11 protein-coding genes are annotated in these 15846 nt (G+C 74.5%); 7 read left to right on the top strand and 4 right to left on the bottom strand.

The features are described from left to right. Window positions 1-272: 272 nt before the first annotated feature. Together ABD343_RS28495 and ABD343_RS28490 are read left to right on the top strand one after the other, a co-directional pair. Window positions 273-1388: an acyltransferase family protein gene (locus ABD343_RS28495; RefSeq protein WP_425578285.1), complete on the top strand. Its 1116-nt coding sequence runs from the start codon at window positions 273-275 to the stop codon at window positions 1386-1388. Window positions 1389-1622: 234 nt separating this feature from the next. Next, window positions 1623-2555, top strand: a complete 933-nt coding sequence (locus ABD343_RS28490) for a class I SAM-dependent methyltransferase (protein WP_344532192.1) — start codon at window positions 1623-1625, stop codon at window positions 2553-2555. Between the two features lie 30 nt (window positions 2556-2585). On the opposite strand, the gene ABD343_RS28485 is transcribed toward ABD343_RS28490, so the two are convergent. Then, complete coding sequence (locus ABD343_RS28485; protein WP_344532191.1) at window positions 2586-4478, bottom strand: arabinofuranosyltransferase AftB family protein; 1893 nt, start codon at window positions 4476-4478, stop codon at window positions 2586-2588. Between the two features lie 284 nt (window positions 4479-4762). On the opposite strand from ABD343_RS28485, the gene ABD343_RS28480 reads away from it, so the two are divergent. From ABD343_RS28480 to ABD343_RS28470, 3 genes are all read left to right on the top strand, one after another. After that, entirely contained in the window at window positions 4763-5341 is a 579-nt protein-coding gene (locus ABD343_RS28480) for an acyltransferase (RefSeq protein ID WP_344532281.1), read from the top strand. A 233-nt stretch (window positions 5342-5574) separates the two neighbouring features. After that, window positions 5575-6729: a DegT/DnrJ/EryC1/StrS family aminotransferase gene (locus tag ABD343_RS28475; RefSeq protein WP_425578303.1), complete on the top strand. Its 1155-nt coding sequence runs from the start codon at window positions 5575-5577 to the stop codon at window positions 6727-6729. Continuing rightward, window positions 6726-7811, top strand: a complete 1086-nt coding sequence (locus ABD343_RS28470; RefSeq protein ID WP_344532189.1) for a Gfo/Idh/MocA family oxidoreductase — start codon at window positions 6726-6728, stop codon at window positions 7809-7811. Before ABD343_RS28475 ends, ABD343_RS28470 begins: the two co-directional genes overlap by 4 nt. A 120-nt stretch (window positions 7812-7931) precedes the next feature. On the opposite strand, the gene ABD343_RS28465 is transcribed toward ABD343_RS28470, so the two are convergent. Genes ABD343_RS28465 through wecB form a run of 3 tightly spaced genes read right to left on the bottom strand, consistent with a single transcriptional unit; the run spans window position 7932 to window position 12675 of the window. Continuing rightward, window positions 7932-10040 (bottom strand): glycosyltransferase, encoded by a 2109-nt coding sequence (locus tag ABD343_RS28465; RefSeq protein ID WP_344532188.1) that lies wholly within the window; start codon window positions 10038-10040, stop codon window positions 7932-7934. Further along, on the bottom strand, window positions 10037-11575 hold the full coding sequence (locus ABD343_RS28460; protein ID WP_344532187.1) for a glycosyltransferase: 1539 nt from the start codon (window positions 11573-11575) through the stop codon (window positions 10037-10039). Before ABD343_RS28460 ends, ABD343_RS28465 begins: the two co-directional genes overlap by 4 nt. Then, window positions 11572-12675 carry a non-hydrolyzing UDP-N-acetylglucosamine 2-epimerase gene (gene wecB, locus ABD343_RS28455; RefSeq protein ID WP_344532186.1) on the bottom strand — a complete coding sequence of 368 codons (1104 nt, stop codon included), beginning with the start codon at window positions 12673-12675 and terminating at the stop codon, window positions 11572-11574. The genes ABD343_RS28460 and wecB overlap by 4 nt, the downstream gene beginning before the upstream one ends. A gap of 271 nt (window positions 12676-12946) precedes the next feature. Between wecB and ABD343_RS28450 the strand changes: the two genes are divergently transcribed. After that, window positions 12947-14716 carry a glycosyltransferase family 4 protein gene (locus ABD343_RS28450; RefSeq protein WP_344532185.1) on the top strand — a complete coding sequence of 590 codons (1770 nt, stop codon included), beginning with the start codon at window positions 12947-12949 and terminating at the stop codon, window positions 14714-14716. Beyond that, window positions 14601-15846: nucleotide sugar dehydrogenase (locus ABD343_RS28445; protein ID WP_344532280.1), on the top strand; the 1246-nt coding region annotated here is incomplete at its 3' end. The genes ABD343_RS28450 and ABD343_RS28445, both read left to right, overlap by 116 nt.

Here is a 15846-nt window from a genome sequence, read left to right as displayed (position 1 = left end):
ACCCGAGCGCCCCCGAGGCGCCCCCTGCCCCCGATTCCCCCGCCCCTGAAGGCTCCACCCCTTCCGTGACGGTGCCACCGCCCGGCACCGCACCCGGGGGAGCGTATGTCCGCACGAGAGAACCGGGCGGGCAAGGAGGACCGGGCGGACCGGGCGGGCCGGGCGGTGCGCGGCCCCGTGCCCGCTTCCGGCGGCTGTCCGGGGCCTCCGCCCCCGGAGGGCGGGACCCTTTCCTCGACAACGCCAAGTTCCTTCTCGTCGTCCTCGTCGTGATGGGGCACAACTGGGCCCCGTTCGTCGAGGGCATGCGGGGTGTCCGTACGGCCCACCTGCTCGTGTACGCGTTCCACATGCCCGCCTTCGTGCTGCTGTGCGGCTACTTCTCGCGGGGCTTCACCGGGCGGCCCGACCAGGTGCGCAAGCTGCTCGCCGGAGTGCTGCTGCCGTACCTCGCCTTCGAGGCCGCCTACGCCGGGGTCTACGCGCTCTTCCTTGACCAGCCGTTCGCCGTCACGCCCACGGAGCCGCAGTCCGTGTGCTGGTTCCTGGCGGCCCTGTTCCTGTGGCGGCTCACCTCGCCCCTGTGGCGGGCGGTGCGCTGGCCGGTCGCGGTGGCCGCCGTCCTGTCGGTCGGCGCCGGGCTCACCGACCTGGGCGGCGAACTCGCCCTGTCCCGCGTGCTGATGTTCCTGCCCTGGTTCGTGCTGGGGCTGCGGCTGCGCTCCGAGCACCTGCGGCCCCTGCGCAACAGGGCGGCGCGCCGCTGGGCACTGCCCCTGATGGCGCTCGCCGCCGTCGGCGCGTACTGGGCCGCGCCCCGGGTGGACCCGCGCTGGGTGCTGATGGAGCACGGCAGCGCCCAGCTCGGCGTCGAACCGTATGTCTACGTGGGCGTGCGGCTCGGGCTGTTCGCGGTCTCCGCCGTGCTCGTCGCCGCCTTCCTCGCCCTGGTGCCCTCGCGCCGTACGGGCTTCACGGCGCTCGGGGCCGTCACGGTGTACCCGTTCCTGCTGCACGGACTGCTCGTCAAGGCCGTGCAGGGGCTGGGCGGGTACGGCCCGGTGTACGAGGGCGGGCTCCTCGCGGTCGGCGCGACGACCGTGCTCGCCGTGGTCTGCGCCGTGCTGCTCGGCTCCGCGCCCGTACGGCGCGCCCTGTGGCCGCTGGTCGAGCCCCACTTCCCCGGCTGGCTCAGCCCGGACGGCAGGGCCGACGAGGACGCCGGTGGCGGCGGTCCGGCCGCCCGGCGGCCGAAGCGCGGGGAGGCCCGCCCCAGGGCCGGGAAGCGGCTGCGCGGACGGACCGCCCTGTCCGGACGGTCCGTCGGGTCCGGCCGGACCGGGGGTCCGGCGACGCATGGCGGTACGGCCTCTCCCGTGCGGCCCTAGGGGTGTCTGACCAATGCCCGCGGTGTCTGGTGCGTGCGCTCATTGGTCAGACACCCCCTAGCCCGCGCGAGCACGCCCGTAACGCGAGCTGAACTCCCGGTGCACACCGGACGGCAGGCGGCGGAAGCTCTCCGGATCGCCCCGTCCCGCGCGTGCGTCACCGGCCCCACGACCCCTATACAGAGGCACCAGGCCCCTCGAACGCTCCCCGTCACCAGAGGAGACCCGCTCCGTATGAGCACCGCACCAGTCGCAGACGGCAAGCGCGCCCCCCTGACCCATGAGGAACTCCCGGCCCCACGCTCGTTCGACGACGTGCCCGGCTGGTTCTACCGTACGGATCTCATCCTCTTCGACTGGTTCCTGGACCGTCAGCGGCGGATCGGCGAACGGGGCGACCTTCTGGAAATGGGCGCCTACATGGGCAAGAGCGCGGTGATGATGCAGTCCTACCTCCGTCCGGAGGAGACGTTCACCGTCTGCGACCTCTTCGACTCCGACGCCGCGCCGGACGAGGCCAACGGACGGGAGATGCGCGGGTCCTACTCCACCCTCACCCGGCGGGCCTTCGAGGCGAACTTCCTCTCCTTCCACGACGAACTGCCCCGCGTCGTCCAGGCCCCCACCTCCGTCGTCCCGGACGAGATCGCCCCCGGGAGCTGCCGCTACGTGCACGTCGACGCCTCACACCTGTACGCGCACGTACGGGGCGACATCCAGGCCGCCTGCCAGGCGCTCACCCCGGAGGGCGTCGTCGTCCTGGACGACTACCGTTCCGAGCACACCCCGGGCGTCGCCTGCGCGACCTGGCAGGCCGTCCTGGAGAGCGGGCTGCGGCCCATCTGCGTGTCGGGCCACAAGTTCTACGGCACCTGGGGCGACCCCGGGCCGTGGCAGGACGAACTGCACGCCGCGCTGCGGGAGCGCGGCAAGTGCTGGCTCCAGTGGCAGGAGGTCGCCGGGCACCGCCTGCTGCTCGTGGGCGCGCGCAAGGCCGACGCGCCGCCGCTGCCCCCGTCCCGCCACGGGAAGGTTGCGCACGGCGAGCCCGCGCGCAACGGAGGCGGTGGCGGCGGCCGGAAGGCGGCCAAGAAGGTCGCGGCCGATCTGCTGCCGCCCGTCGTGACGCGGGCCCTGGTGAAGGCGCGCGGGAACGGCCGGAAGTAGTCCCGGGAGCGCGGCGGGGGCGGGCGACTCTCAGCGCCCGCCCCCGCCGCTTCTGACGCTCCCGCCGGTCCCGGCACCGTTGCCGCTGCCGCCGCCGGTTCCGCCGCACTCCTGACGCTCCGCGGCGACCGGGTCGGCCGGGATACGGAACTGGGTGCGGGACCAGGCGCCGCCGAGGTTCTGGAGGAAACGGCCGGGCGTCATCGGCGCGCGCACCGACGCCTGGAGCTCGGCGAGGCGCCCGCAGGTGAGGGCGTGACGGGCCGCGCGGACGCGCAGCGGGTCCACGTACGCGGGCAGCGGCGTTCCCGGCGGCGTCAGGTCGGCGACGGCCCACGCGCGGTCGAGGGGCTTCTCGTGGCCCGCCTTGGAGTGCCGTGTGGGAAGCGTGTGGGCGCCCAGCGGGTTCGCGAGGCCCAGGGTGTCGACGGCGAGCGCGTCGAGAGGCAGAAGGGCGCCCACGTTGCCCAGCCGCGACTCGGTGGCGGCGAGGTCAGCCTTCACATGCGGGGCGAGGGGGAGCACCGGGTACTGGGCGTCGTCCACCGTCTCCAGCACCAGGCTGCGGGTGCCGTGCCGCTCCTGGGCGTTCCGGGCCGCCCGTACGGCGTCCACGACGGGCAGGTCGTGCGCCACGTGGACGGCCTGGCTGGTCGGGTGCGGGTGGTCCAGGCCGCGCTGGTAGACGGTGTGCGAGTCGAAGACGATCCGGGGCTCGGGAGACTCGATCGGGGGGCGGCACAGCGTCGCGCAGGCCACGGCCCACACGGCGAGCGCCGCCGACAGGACCCGGGTCTCCCGCCCGTACGGCAGCAGGGCCACGGGAAGGAGCACCAGGAAGAGCGCGGGCAGCACCATCCGGCCGTGCATGAAGTCCCCGCCGACCTTCACCACGAAGAACGCCGACAGCAGCCCGGCCAGCACCGGCGCCGCCACCAGTGCCGCGTCGGCCTGCCGCGTACGGTCCCTCAAGCCCGGCACGCGGCCCCGGCGCCGGGCCCGCACCGCTCCGGCCGCGGCGAAGGCGGCGAGCAGCAGGAGGGGCACCCACAGGTAGTACGGCACGAGGGTGTTGCGCAGATAGTCGAAGCCGTACTGCCACTGCGTGCCCGACGCCTCCTTCGCGATGGCCGGAAGGGGCACCAGCACGCCGTAGTAGCCCGCGCGGAACACCTCGTACCCGAAGGGCAGTGCCCCCGCGACGCACGACCATTTCGCGAGGGAGCGACCGGACGGCCGTTCCATGACCCACAGGGCGGCCAGGAACAGGACGGTGACCAGGGTGAGATCCGGCCGTACGAGCGGCCCCAGGCCGAAGACGAACACCGTCACGCCCGTACGGACCCGGCCGCCCTCCGCCCTGGCGGCACGCGCCCTGACGAGCAGCCACCAGCTCAGGCCCAGCCAGAAGAACGACAGGCCGGTCTCCAGCCCGGACGTGGCGTAGTCCCACACGGCGCGCAGCGGCAGCAGCACCAGGACGCCCGCGGGCAGCATCAGTGCCCCGGAGGGGCGCCGCAGCCGCCACAGCCGGCGGGTGCCGTCCAGGGCCAGCACGTACCCGGCGACGGTCAGCAGCAGCCCGAGCGCGACCGCCAGCCGCAGCGGGTCGGCGACACCGGGGACCGCGCTGCCCGCGACGAGCAGCCACTGCCACAGCGTCCCCGTCGAACTCTCCGCGCGCTCCCCGATGTTGTAGACCGGGCCGTTGCCCGCGAGGATCTGGCGGACCGCGCGGGTGTAGATCAGCGCGTCGTCGTTGGCCCAGCGGTGCGCGTAGCCGCCGATCAGGACGGCGAGGCCGCAGGCGGCGACGAGGCAGGCGTTCCAGCGCTGGGCGAGGGTGCCCGGCAGGCTGAACCCCCGTGTCCCCCCGGTGGCTTGGGCGGAGGAAGAGGCGGAGAACTGTTCGAGACGGGCCATGCCGACCACCATTCCCGCCGCCCCGTGGCCCCGGCGTGCACGGCACGCCGCGCGCGTCCCGGTCACCCGTGCGGCCCACGCCCCCGCGACCGCGCGGCGCGCCCCTGGGGACGGTCGGCGGGACGGCCCGCATCCTCGGCCACGGGGGAGCGACCCAGAAACGCACGACCCAGGAACAGAGGGAGAGCCGCGTGACAGTGACCGAGGAGAACGAAGGGACCGACGGCACGGACGGCACCGAAGGATCCGACGGCACCCCAGGGACCCGGCCCGGCTTTCGTGTGATGCCCGGGGCGCAGGTGGCCGAGGACGCCCGGGTGGGTGCCGGTACGACCGTGTGGGAGCTGGCCCAGATCCGCGAGCACGCCGTCCTGGGCGAGGACTGCGTGATCGGACGTGGCGCCTACGTGGGCCCCGGCGTACGCATGGGCAGCCGCACCAAGCTCCAGAACCACGCCCTGGTCTACGAGCCCGCGCGGCTCGGCGAGGGCGTCTTCGTCGGCCCCGCCGTGGTGCTCACCAACGACCGCAACCCGCGCTCGGTGGGCGCCGACGGCGCGCTCAAGCGCGCGGGCGACTGGGAGGCCGTCGGCGTCACCGTCGCCGACGGCGCCTCTCTGGGCGCCCGCTCGGTGTGCGTCGCGCCCGTACGCGTGGGGTGCTGGGCGATGGTGGCCGCGGGCGCGGTGGTGACCGCCGACGTCCCGGACTTCGCCCTCGTCGCCGGGGTCCCCGCGCGCCGTATCGGCTGGGTGGGCCGTGCGGGCGTCCGGCTGACGGAACGTGAACCGGGCGTATGGGAGTGCCCCGAAACGGGCGACCTCTTCGACGAGGGCCTGGACGTACTGGTCCCGCGCCCTTAGCGCCCCGGGAGGACCGGCACCGCCTCGTTCCCCTCGCGCGGGGATGCCGGGCCCCTTCGCGCGAGGGAGCTGCCCACCTGTCGCGCGGGGGGCCACCCACCTGGCCGCACATGTCTCTCCGTATGGGCGAATCCTCAGCTCATCCTGCGAATCGGCCGTCGGATACGGGTCCACATGACGGTGAATCTGCCGAGGGGGCGAGGGGGCGACCGGAGGAATCCGCCATGCAAGGCATGCAAGGGTTGCGAAGAGACATGATTCCCGCTGCGAAGCCGGTGATCGGCGACGAGGAGATCGACGCCGCCGTCCGCGTACTGCGCAGCGGCCAGGTGGTGCAGGGGCCGGAGGTCGCCGCGTTCGAGGAGGAGTTCGGCGCCCTCGTCGAGGGGCGCACGTGCGTCGCCGTGAACTCCGGCACCTCCGCCCTCCACCTGGCGCTCCTCGCCCTCGGCATCGGCCGGGGCGACGAGGTCGTGGTGCCGTCCTTCTCGTTCGCGGCGACGGCCAACGCCGTACGCCTCGCGGGCGCCGAACCCGTCTTCGCCGAGATCGACGCGGACACCTTCTGCCTGGACCCCGACGCGGTGGCCGACGCGATCGGTCCGCGTACGGCAGCGCTGATGCCGGTCCATCTGTACGGGCACCCGGCGCCCATGGGCGGGCTCACGCGGCTCGCGCAGCGGCACGGGCTCGCGGTCGTCGAGGACGCCTGCCAGGCGCACGGTGCCGCGCTGCACGGCAGGCCGGTCGGCACGTTCGGCGAGGCGGCCTGCTTCAGCTTCTACCCGACGAAGAACATGCACGCCCTGGAGGGCGGCATCGTGACCGTCCCCGACGAGGGACACGCGCGGACCCTCCGGCTGCTGCGCAACCAGGGCATGGAGCAGCGGTACGCGAACGAGATCGTCGGCGCCAATATGCGCATGACCGACGTGGCGGCGGCCATCGGGCGCGTCCAGCTCGCACGGCTGGAGGGCTGGACCGAGCAGCGCCGGCGCAACGCGAGCGTCCTCGACTCCGGCCTCAGGGGGCTCACCGTGCCGCCCGTCGCGGACGGGGCCCGGCACGTCTACCACCAGTACACGGTCCGCGTTCCCGGCGGCGCGGCCGTACGGGAGGCCGTGCAGGAGGAGCTGCGGACGCTCGGGGTCGGCAGCGCGGTCTACTACCCGACGCCCATCCACCGGCTGCGCCCGTACGAGGACCTGGGCGTCCATCTGCCGGTGAGCGACCGGGCGTCGGAGGAGGTGCTCTCGCTCCCCGTCCACCCGGGGCTCACCCCCGACGACCTGGCCCACATCGTGGCGGCCGCGGGCGAGGCCCTCCGCGTGGCAGGGGCCGCGGGGGCCGTGGGGGGCCGGGAGCGCGGGGAGGTGGTGCCGTCATGACGGCGGTGGACTGCTCGACGCCCAGGAAGCCGCCCGGGCGCGTGCTGCGCGCCGGGCTGATCGGGCTGGGCGCGATGGGCCGCAACCACGCCCGTATCCTCCGTCGGCTCGACGGGGTGGAGTTCGTCGGCGCCGTCGATCCGGCGGGCGACCCGCACGACGCGCTGCACGGCGTGCCCGTGCTGCCCGATGTGGCGTCCCTGATCGCACTGGGCGTCGACTACGCGGTGATCGCGTGCCCGACGGCCCTGCACGAGGAGGCCGGGCTCCAGCTCGCCGCGAACGGCGTGTGCGCGCTCATCGAGAAGCCTCTGGCGCACTCAGCGGAGGCGGCGCGGCGGCTTGTCGACGCGTTCGAGGCGCGCGGACTGGTCGCCGGGGTCGGCCACATCGAACGGTTCAACCCGGCGCTCCAGCAGTTGCGCAGCCGTCTGGAGACGGGTGAACTGGGCGAGGTCTTCCAGGTGGTGACCCGCCGCCAGGGGCCGTTCCCGCACCGGATCGCCGACGTCGGCGTGGTGAAGGACCTGGCGACCCACGACATCGACCTGACGAGCTGGATCACCGGTCACGAGTACGCCACCCTGTCGGCCCGTACGGTCTCCAAGAGCGGCCGGGAGCACGAGGACATGGTGGCCGTCGTGGGCTCCCTGACGGACGGCACGATGGTCAGCCATCTCGTCAACTGGCTGAGCCCTCTCAAGGAGCGGTTCACGGCCGTCACGGGGGAGCGGGGCTGTTTCGTCGCCGACACCCTCACGGCGGACCTCACCTTCCACGCGAACGGGGCCTTCGCCACCGAGTGGGAGGCCCTGCGCGCCTTCCGGGGCGTCGCGGAGGGCGACATGATCCGGTACGCGTTCCCCAAGCGCGAGCCCCTGGTCGTCGAGCACGAGCGGTTCCGGGACGCCGTCGAGGGCAAGCACAGCGAGATCGTGACCGCGCGGGAGGGGCTGCGCACGGTGGAGGTGTCGGCGGCCGTCCTGGAGTCGGCGCGGGCGGCCCGCGGGACGGCCCGCGGGACCGGGGACGGCCTCGGTGACGGCCTCGCGGAAGGAGGCCTCGCGGTGCCGACGACCTGACCGTCCGCGTGCCGACGGCCTGGCCGTCCGCCGTGTCCGCCGTAGTCCGCCGTACCGCGAGGGAGCGGGGAGGGGCCGCCGTCCGGCCCCTCCCCGCTCCTTCCGTTCCCGGCCGTCCGGCTACGCGCCGAACAGCAGCTCCTCGTAGGAGGGGCGGACGACCGGCCAGTCCCAGGTCTCCAGGGCGTGCCGTGCCGCCGCCGCGCCCGCCGCGCGCCAGGTCTCCTCCGTACCGGTCACGGCCAGGATCCGTTCGGCCGCCTCCTCCGGGCCGGCGACCACCCACTCCCCGGGCCAGAAGGTGCGCGCGCCGGTCGGGCGTTCCGCGAAGAACGGCCAGTCGCGCACCACGGGGACGGCGCCGCTGGCCGCGCCCTCCATGACCGCGCAGTGACTCCCCTCGCGGACGGACGAGCTGAGGACGACGCCCATCCGTGCGAACTCGGCGGGCATGTCGTCCCGCGCGCCCAGGCGGCGCACGGCCCCCGAGGGCTCCAGTTCGGCGAAGTCCCGCTCCAGCAGCTCGTTGTAGGCCCGCGCGCCCGCGCCGACGCGCGGGTTGAGCGGGCCGCTGGCGATGAGCAGCCGGTAGCGCGGGTCGTGACGGCGCAGCAGCCGGACGACGTCCAGCGCCCAGCGTGGGTCCTTCACCACTTGGGTGGCGCCGACGAGCCCCAGGGTGAAGCGGGCCGTGTCGTCCTTGGGGCGCGCGAAGCGGCCCAGGTCGAGCGCGTTGTGCAGCATGTGCAGCCGGGGCGCGTGCTCGCCGCGCAGCGCCGGAAGGACGTCCCGCGCGAGGTCCCGTACGTGGTCCGCGATGAAGACCACGTCGTCCACCCGGGAGAAGTCCGTCAACTGCGGCCACAGCGTGAACAGCTCGTAGCTGTGCAGCCGGATCACCATCCGGGTGGTGCCCGGGTCGAGGGAGGTCAGCAGGGCGGCCTGCGGGGCGCACCATTCGATGAACGCCGTGTCCGCCCAGTCGAGATACGGCCGCAGCAGACGCTCCGTCAGCCGCCCGTACTCCGTGTCCCCGCCGCGCAGGGCCGTCTCCAGTCGGCGGTGCGGGGCGACCGTCAGATGCCGGAGCTGCGGGTGCTGGGCGAGGTCCAGCGCGCGGGTCTCGACGCGGCTGTCCGCGGCCAGTTCGTCCTGGAGGAGCGGCATGAAGTTCGCGTTGCCCGAGGTGACCGTCAGGAGCCGCAGGGGGCGCCCCCGGAGTGGTGCGGCGGCCGGTGCGGCACGTCCGCGCGGGGCGAGCACGGCCCGTGCCGCGCGGCCGGCGTACCAGGGGTTGAGATAGCCCTCCGGGTTGCTCGCCAGCGGCGAGGCGAGCGCGTCCAGGTGGCGCTGCCGGTGGAAGAGCAGGTTGAGGGCCCGCAGCAGCCAGGTGGCCGTCTGCTTGTGGGCGCCCCTGGCGTGGTGTCGGTCGGCGGCGGCGAGGGCGGAGGTCACGCCGTCCGCGACGCGCGCGGTGTCCCGGCCCGCGCGCAGCTCCTCGGCCGCCGCGTCGACGAGCAGCTCGCCGCGCAGCCGGGGCGTCCGTACGCGCCGTGCCACGTCGTTCAGGGCCAGGGCCGCGCCCATGGGGCGACCCGCCTGGCGCAGCCGCCGCGCGATGCCCCGCGCGGCGCGGGCGCGCAGCCCGTCCGGGATGCCGGGCACCGCCAGCGCGTACCGCCACGTGCGCGCCCCCGCGCCGGTACGGAGCACCCTGCGCGTGAACGGGAAGCGCACCGCTCTCGCGCATCCCTTGAGCATGCCCCGGCCCACCCGGCGGGAGAGCGCTGCGGCGTGGAGCGCGGGCACCAGCGAGGGGTACGCCGCCGCGCCGCGCGTCCGTCCGGCCGCGCGGGACTCGACGGCGGCGAGGGCGGGGGAGACGCCGTGCACCGCGTCCGCGCGGACGTTGCGCTGGGCGAGCTGCCAGACCGTGTAGACCGACTTCGGGTCCAGGGCGACCAGGACGTCCGCCTCGCGCGCGTGCCGGCGCAGCACGCCGTCCCCGCGCGTGTGCTGCCACATCCGACGGGCCACGGCCGAGGACCGCGCGGGGCGCTCCCAGGGCAGCCGGACGACCTCGACACGCCGCAGCTCGGACGGCAGCAGTACGGGATCGACGTACCCGGCGATGCGGACGCGCGCGCCCCGTTCGCGGAGCGCGGCGACGGACGAGGCGAGCGCGCCCTCCCGCGGGGTGTCCCCGGCGACCAGCAGGACCTCGATCATCGCGGGGCTCCTTCCAGGAGGTCCGGGTCGGAGGGGCCCTCCGGGTCGGAGGGACCGTCCGGATCCGGCGGAGGGACGGCCCGCGACGGCCCGGACGGTCCGGAGGGCCCGGACGGCCCCGTACGGACGCTCCCGTGCGGGGACGGGTCCTGAGCCCGCGGTGCGGCCGACGGGGCCGTCGCCGGGGCCACCGACTCCGCCAGCTCTTCCACGGCCGGGACGATCTGCGCCAGGCGCGCGAAGCGCGCGGCGTGCGCGCGGGCGGCGGCGCGCGCCTCGGCGTCCGCGCCCGTCGCGAGGCGCGCCGCCTGCGCGAACGCGTCGGCCAGTGCCTCCGCTTCCACGCCCCGCGCGCCCGTCCACAGCGGATGCCCCTCCAGGACGACCGCCGCGTCGTGGTCCGGCTCGTGTGCGGAGACGACGGGCAGGCCGCTGGCCATGTACTCGTAGACCTTGCCCGAGGTCACGTAGCGGCCCCCGGTGAGCATGAGCACCAGCGCGTCCCAGCGGGCGTACAGCGCGCCGACGTCCGCCTTGGCGACGGGGCCCGCCACGGACACCCCGTCGGCCGCCGCGCGGGACAGCAGATCGGCGTGGGCGGTCGCGCCGCGGCCCGCGCCCGCGCCGAGATGGCCGCGCACCTCGAACCGCGCGTCCCGCAGCAGCGGTTCGCGCTCCCGCGCCAGCCGCCAGCCCTCCAGCACGGTCTCCAGGAGCCGTACGGAGAAGTTGACCGTGCCCAGATAGCCGAAGGTCAGCCGGTCGCCCGGAGCGGGCGTACGGGGCGCCGGGGGGACGCTGTCCTCGTCGTAGCCGTTGCGCACGACCCTTACGCGGTCTGCGAGGGACGGGTGACGCTCGCGGTAGAAGTCGGCGATGGGGTCGTTGACGACCCACAGCGCGTGGGCGCGGCGCAGGGCGCGCTCCTCCCAGCGGCCCTCGTCGGAGTCCGCCTCGAAGGCGGGCACGCCCTTGAGAACGTCCAGGGACCAGCCGTCGCGGAAGTCCACCGCGTACGGCACCGCGTGTTCCTCGTGCAGCCGTACAGCCGCCGCCAGGCTGACGTACGGCACGCACGTCGCGAGCATCAGGTCGACGGGGTGCTCGCGGTGGGCGCGCAGCACGGCGCGCTCCAGCGCCGCGCGCCAGCCGCCGAACGCGGGCTCGGGGAAGTGCGCCCGCTGTCTCTTGTGCCACCGTCGCACCCAGCCCGTGGGGTCGAGGGCACGCGCCTCGGAGTAGGTGCGGATGTCGGTCGCCAGGTCCTCGCGCTCCAGGGGGAGTTCGATCAGGCGTACGCCCGGGTCCACGCGCTCCGACAGCGAGTGGTCGAGCCCCGAGTCGCGCTCCCACGCCTCCGGGCGGATGGTGACCACGGTGACGTCCCAGCCGCGCGCGCGGAACTGGTTCGCGGTCTCCAGCATCCGGTAGGCGCAGCTCTTCGCGGCGGGCGGGAAGCCGATGGCGAGATAGAGCAGATGCGGCCTCCCGGGGCGCGGCTCCGGCCGCCGTACGGCGGGTGCTCGCTGCGTCATCGGGGTACCTCCGTCACCTGGTGTTCCTCCAGCAGCCGTACGGTTCGCGCGGCGGCCTGTCCGTCGCCGTAGGGCGTGCCCCGCGCGGCACGGGGCGCCGGGCGCGCGGCGAGGTCCGCCCAGGCGGCGGCGCCGTGCTCCCAGGGGCGCGGCACGAGCGCGTTCCAGCCGCCCGTGAGGGTCTCGGGCCACTCGGTCTCGGGGCGCAGCGTCGTGCAGGGACGGCCGAGGAGGTAGGCCTCCTTCTGGAGCCCGCCCGAGTCCGTCACCACCCCGTGCGCGCCCAGGACGGCCGCGACCATCCCGGCGTACGGAAGGGGCTCGCCGACGCGGACAGCGCCCCGGGCGAGCTTCACGCCGTGCTCCTCCGCGCGGGCCAGCAGCCGAGGGTGTGCCAGCAGCGCGACGGGCAGCGGCAGGTCGGCGAGCGCGTCGGCGAGCGCGGTCAGCCGGGCGGGGTCGTCGGTGTTCTCCGCGCGGTGCAGGGTCGCCAGCAGATAGGGCGCCCCGGGGTCGATGCCGTCCGGCAGCCCGGCGGGCGGACGGCCCTCCGCCCGTACGCGCTCGCCGATGGACAGGCAGATGTCCACCATCACGTCCCCGGCCAGCACGGCGCGGTCCTCCAGCCCCTCGTGTGCCAGATGGCGCAGTGCCTCCGCCGTCGGCGCCAGCAGCAGATCGGCCGCGTGGTCCGTGAGCACCCTGTTGTGCTCCTCGGGCATGCGCCGGTTGAACGAACGGAGGCCCGCCTCCAGATGGGCGACGGGCAGATGCTGTTTCACGGCGGAAAGGGCCCCGGCGAGCGTGGAATTCGTGTCCCCGTAAACCAGCACCCAATCGGGCCGTTCCCTTTCGAGTACGGGGTCGAGAGCCGCCAGGACGCCACCCGTCTGCGCCCCGTGACTTCCCGACCCGACGCCCAGATGGGTGTCCGGATCGGGAATGGAGAGACCGGAGAAGAAGACGTCGGAGAGCGCGGCGTCGTAATGCTGGCCGGTGTGCACGATGTGGTGCCGGTGACCCGCCTCGCGCATGGCGGCGGCGATGGGGGCCAGTTTCACGAATTGCGGGCGGGCGCCGACGATGCTGACGACCTTCATGGAAGCCGGTTCCTCTCTGTCGCGACATTGACCACCGTGTGAGCGGCGTCCGGCGTCCGCACCCCCTGTATGGGCCATATGGAGCCCCGTACCCCTCGGTTGAGCGAATGCGCCGCTCAGGGGAACCAGTACGGCTGGGCCCGTGGAATTCGTCCGGTGAGAATCCGATGAGTGCGGTCGGCGGAAAAACGGAAGATCGCCCGGTTTCCCGCCGCCATTCGCCCGTTCGGCTGGACCCGCGGTGTGTAGCGGGAAGTGGAGGAGGCACGCCATGGGATCCGAGACGCCGGAATCGCCGGAGCCCCGCCGGGGACGCGTCGTCATGCTGGTGAACAACGGAGTCGACGGCGATTCCCGGGTCCAGAAGTCCGCCGCCTCCGCCGCGGCGGCGGGCTGGGAGGTCTGCCTGCTCGGCTCCTCGCCGGACATGCGCCGCCGGACCTGGTGGCACGAGGGAGCCGAGGTGCGGCTGCTGCCCAAGCCCTCCCCGCTGTCCGTACGCGCCCACGACGTGCGCAGCCCCGTGCTGCGCCGGCCGCTGGCCTACCGCGACTCGCGCAAGGCGGCGCAGCGCGCCCAGTGGGTCAAGGCCTACCGCGCGGACCTGCGCGTGCGCAGGGACGCGCTGGCGCTCCGGGCCCGCCAGGAGAACGCCCCGCTGTCGGTGCCGCTGCGCACGGCGGGGCTGGCGGTGCCGCGCGCGGCCTCCCGCGTCCTGGGCAGGTGGGTCGCGCTGCGCACCCGCCAGCTCGCCTCCGTGCAGCGCCGCAGGGGCAGCCTCGACTCGGCCGCCGACCATATGGCCGTCGCGTTCTGGAAGGTCGCGCTGCGCCGCCGCGCCTGGCAGCGCCTGGTGCCGCACCTGCTCGACTTCGACCTGGCCTTCGCCAAGGAGATCGACAAGCTGGCCCCCGACCTCATCCACGCGCACGACTACCACATGCTCGGCGTCGCCGCCCGCGCCGTCGTCCGGGCCCGTGCCGAGGGGCGCTCGGTGAAGCTCGTCTGGGACGCGCACGAGTACGTTCCGGGCCTCAACGCACCCAACCCGCGCTGGCTCGCCGGGGTCTCCGGCTACGAGCGCGCGCACGCGGCCATGGCGGACGCGGTCGTCACGGTCTCCCGGCCGCTCGCCGAACTGCTCCGGAAGAACCACGGCCTGCCCGAGCTGCCCACGGTCACCCTGAACGCGCCGGTCGCCGTGCCCCCCGCCGAGGCGCACGGGGAGGACGCCGAGCCGGTCCCCGACCTGCGGGAGCTGTGCGGGATCGACGCGTCCACGCCGCTCGTCGTCTACCTCGGCGGGATCTCCCCGGCACGCGGCGTCGGCGACGTGATCGAGGCGCTCAGGCGGATGCCCGGCGTGCACCTGGCGCTGGTGTCCAAGCATCCGCAGTCCGGACTGACACCGGCGGCCCGCGCGGTCGTCGGGCACACCGGGATCGACGAACGGATCCACGTACTGCCCTACGTGCCGTACTGGCAGGTGGTCCCGTTCGTCGAGCCCGCGGACGTCGCCGTCAGCCCGCTGCACCACCTGGCGAACCACGAGATCGCCCTCAGCAACAAGTTCTTCGAGTACTCCCAGGCCCGGCTGCCCCTGGTCGTCAGCGACGTGCGCACCATGGCCGAGACCGTGCGCGCCACCGGACAGGGCGAGGTCTTCCGCGCCGAGGACCCGGAGGACTGCGCTCGCGCCCTCCGCGCCGTCCTCGCCGACCCCGCGCGCTACCGCGCCGCCTACGACGCGCCGGGCCTGCTGGAGCAGTGGACCTGGGAGGCGCAGGGGCGGAAGCTCGACGGCCTCTACACCCGCCTTCTGGCCGACGGCCCGGCCGACGGCCTGCCGGACGGCCTGACCGACGACCCGGAACTCTTCCGAGAAGGAGACGAGAATGCGGATCTGTGTGGTGGCGCTCGGGAAGATCGGGCTGCCGCTGGCCGTCCAGTTCGCGGCCAAGGGACATCACGTGACGGGCGCCGACGTGGACGGCCGCGTGGTGCGGCTGGTGAAGGACGGGACGGAGCCCTTCCCCGGTGAGAGCGGACTGGCCGTCCGCCTCAAGGAGGCCGTCGCCGCCGGGCGGCTGACCGCCACCACCGACACCACGGCGGCCGTCGCCGAGGCGGAGGCCGTCGTCCTGGTGGTGCCGCTCTTCGTCGACGCGAAGGGCGCGCCCGACTTCCGCTGGATGGACGACGCGACCCGCGCCGTCGCCGCGGGCCTGCGCCCCGGCACGCTCGTCAGCTACGAGACGACCCTGCCCGTCGGCACGACCAGGGAGCGCTGGGCGCCCATGCTGGAGGAGGGCTCGGGGCTCGCCGCCGAACGGGACTTCCCGCTGGTCTTCAGCCCCGAACGCGTCCTCACCGGGCGGGTCTTCGCCGACCTGCGTCGCTACCCGAAGCTCGTGGGCGGCCTCGGCCCGTCCTCCGCTGCGGCCGGCAAGCGGTTCTACGAATCGGTGCTCGACTTCGACGAGCGGGACGACCTGCCGCGCCCCAACGGCGTGTGGGACCTCGGCTCGGCCGAGGCGGCGGAGATGGCGAAGCTCGCCGAGACGACGTACCGGGACGTGAACATCGCGCTGGCCAACCAGTTCGCCCGGTTCGCCGACCGGGCGGGGATCGACGCCGAGGCCGTCATCGAGGCCTGCAACACCCAGCCGTACAGCCACATCCACCGCCCCGGCATCGCCGTCGGCGGCCACTGCATCCCCGTGTATCCGCAGATGTACCTGTGGAACGACCCGGAGGCCACCGTCGTCCGCGCGGCCCGCGAGGCCAACGCGGAGATGCCGCACTACGCCGTCGACGTCCTGGCCGACCACTACGGCGACCTGCGGGACGCCGAGGTGCTCGTCCTGGGCGCGGCCTACCGGGGCGGCGTGAAGGAGACCGCGTTCTCCGGCGTCTTCCCCACCGTCGAGGCGCTCAGGGCGCGCGGGGCACGGCCGTACGTGGCGGACCCGATGTACGGCGCGGAGGAGCTGACGGCGCTCGGGCTGACCCCGCACGACGGGCAGCCGGTGACCGCCGCCGTCCTCCAGGCCGACCACGAGGAGTACCGCTCCCTGACCCCCGCCGAACTGCCCCATGTGCGCGTCCTGGTGGACGGGCGGAGGGCCACCGACCCGGCGCTGTGGAAGGGCGTACGGCGTGTCGTCCTCG

The organism is Streptomyces albiaxialis, assembly GCF_039530985.1.
Classification (GTDB): Bacteria; Actinomycetota; Actinomycetes; order Streptomycetales; family Streptomycetaceae; genus Streptomyces; species Streptomyces albiaxialis.
The sequence above is the reverse complement of the archived record's forward strand: the minus strand, read 5'-3'. Positions and strand labels throughout refer to the sequence as shown.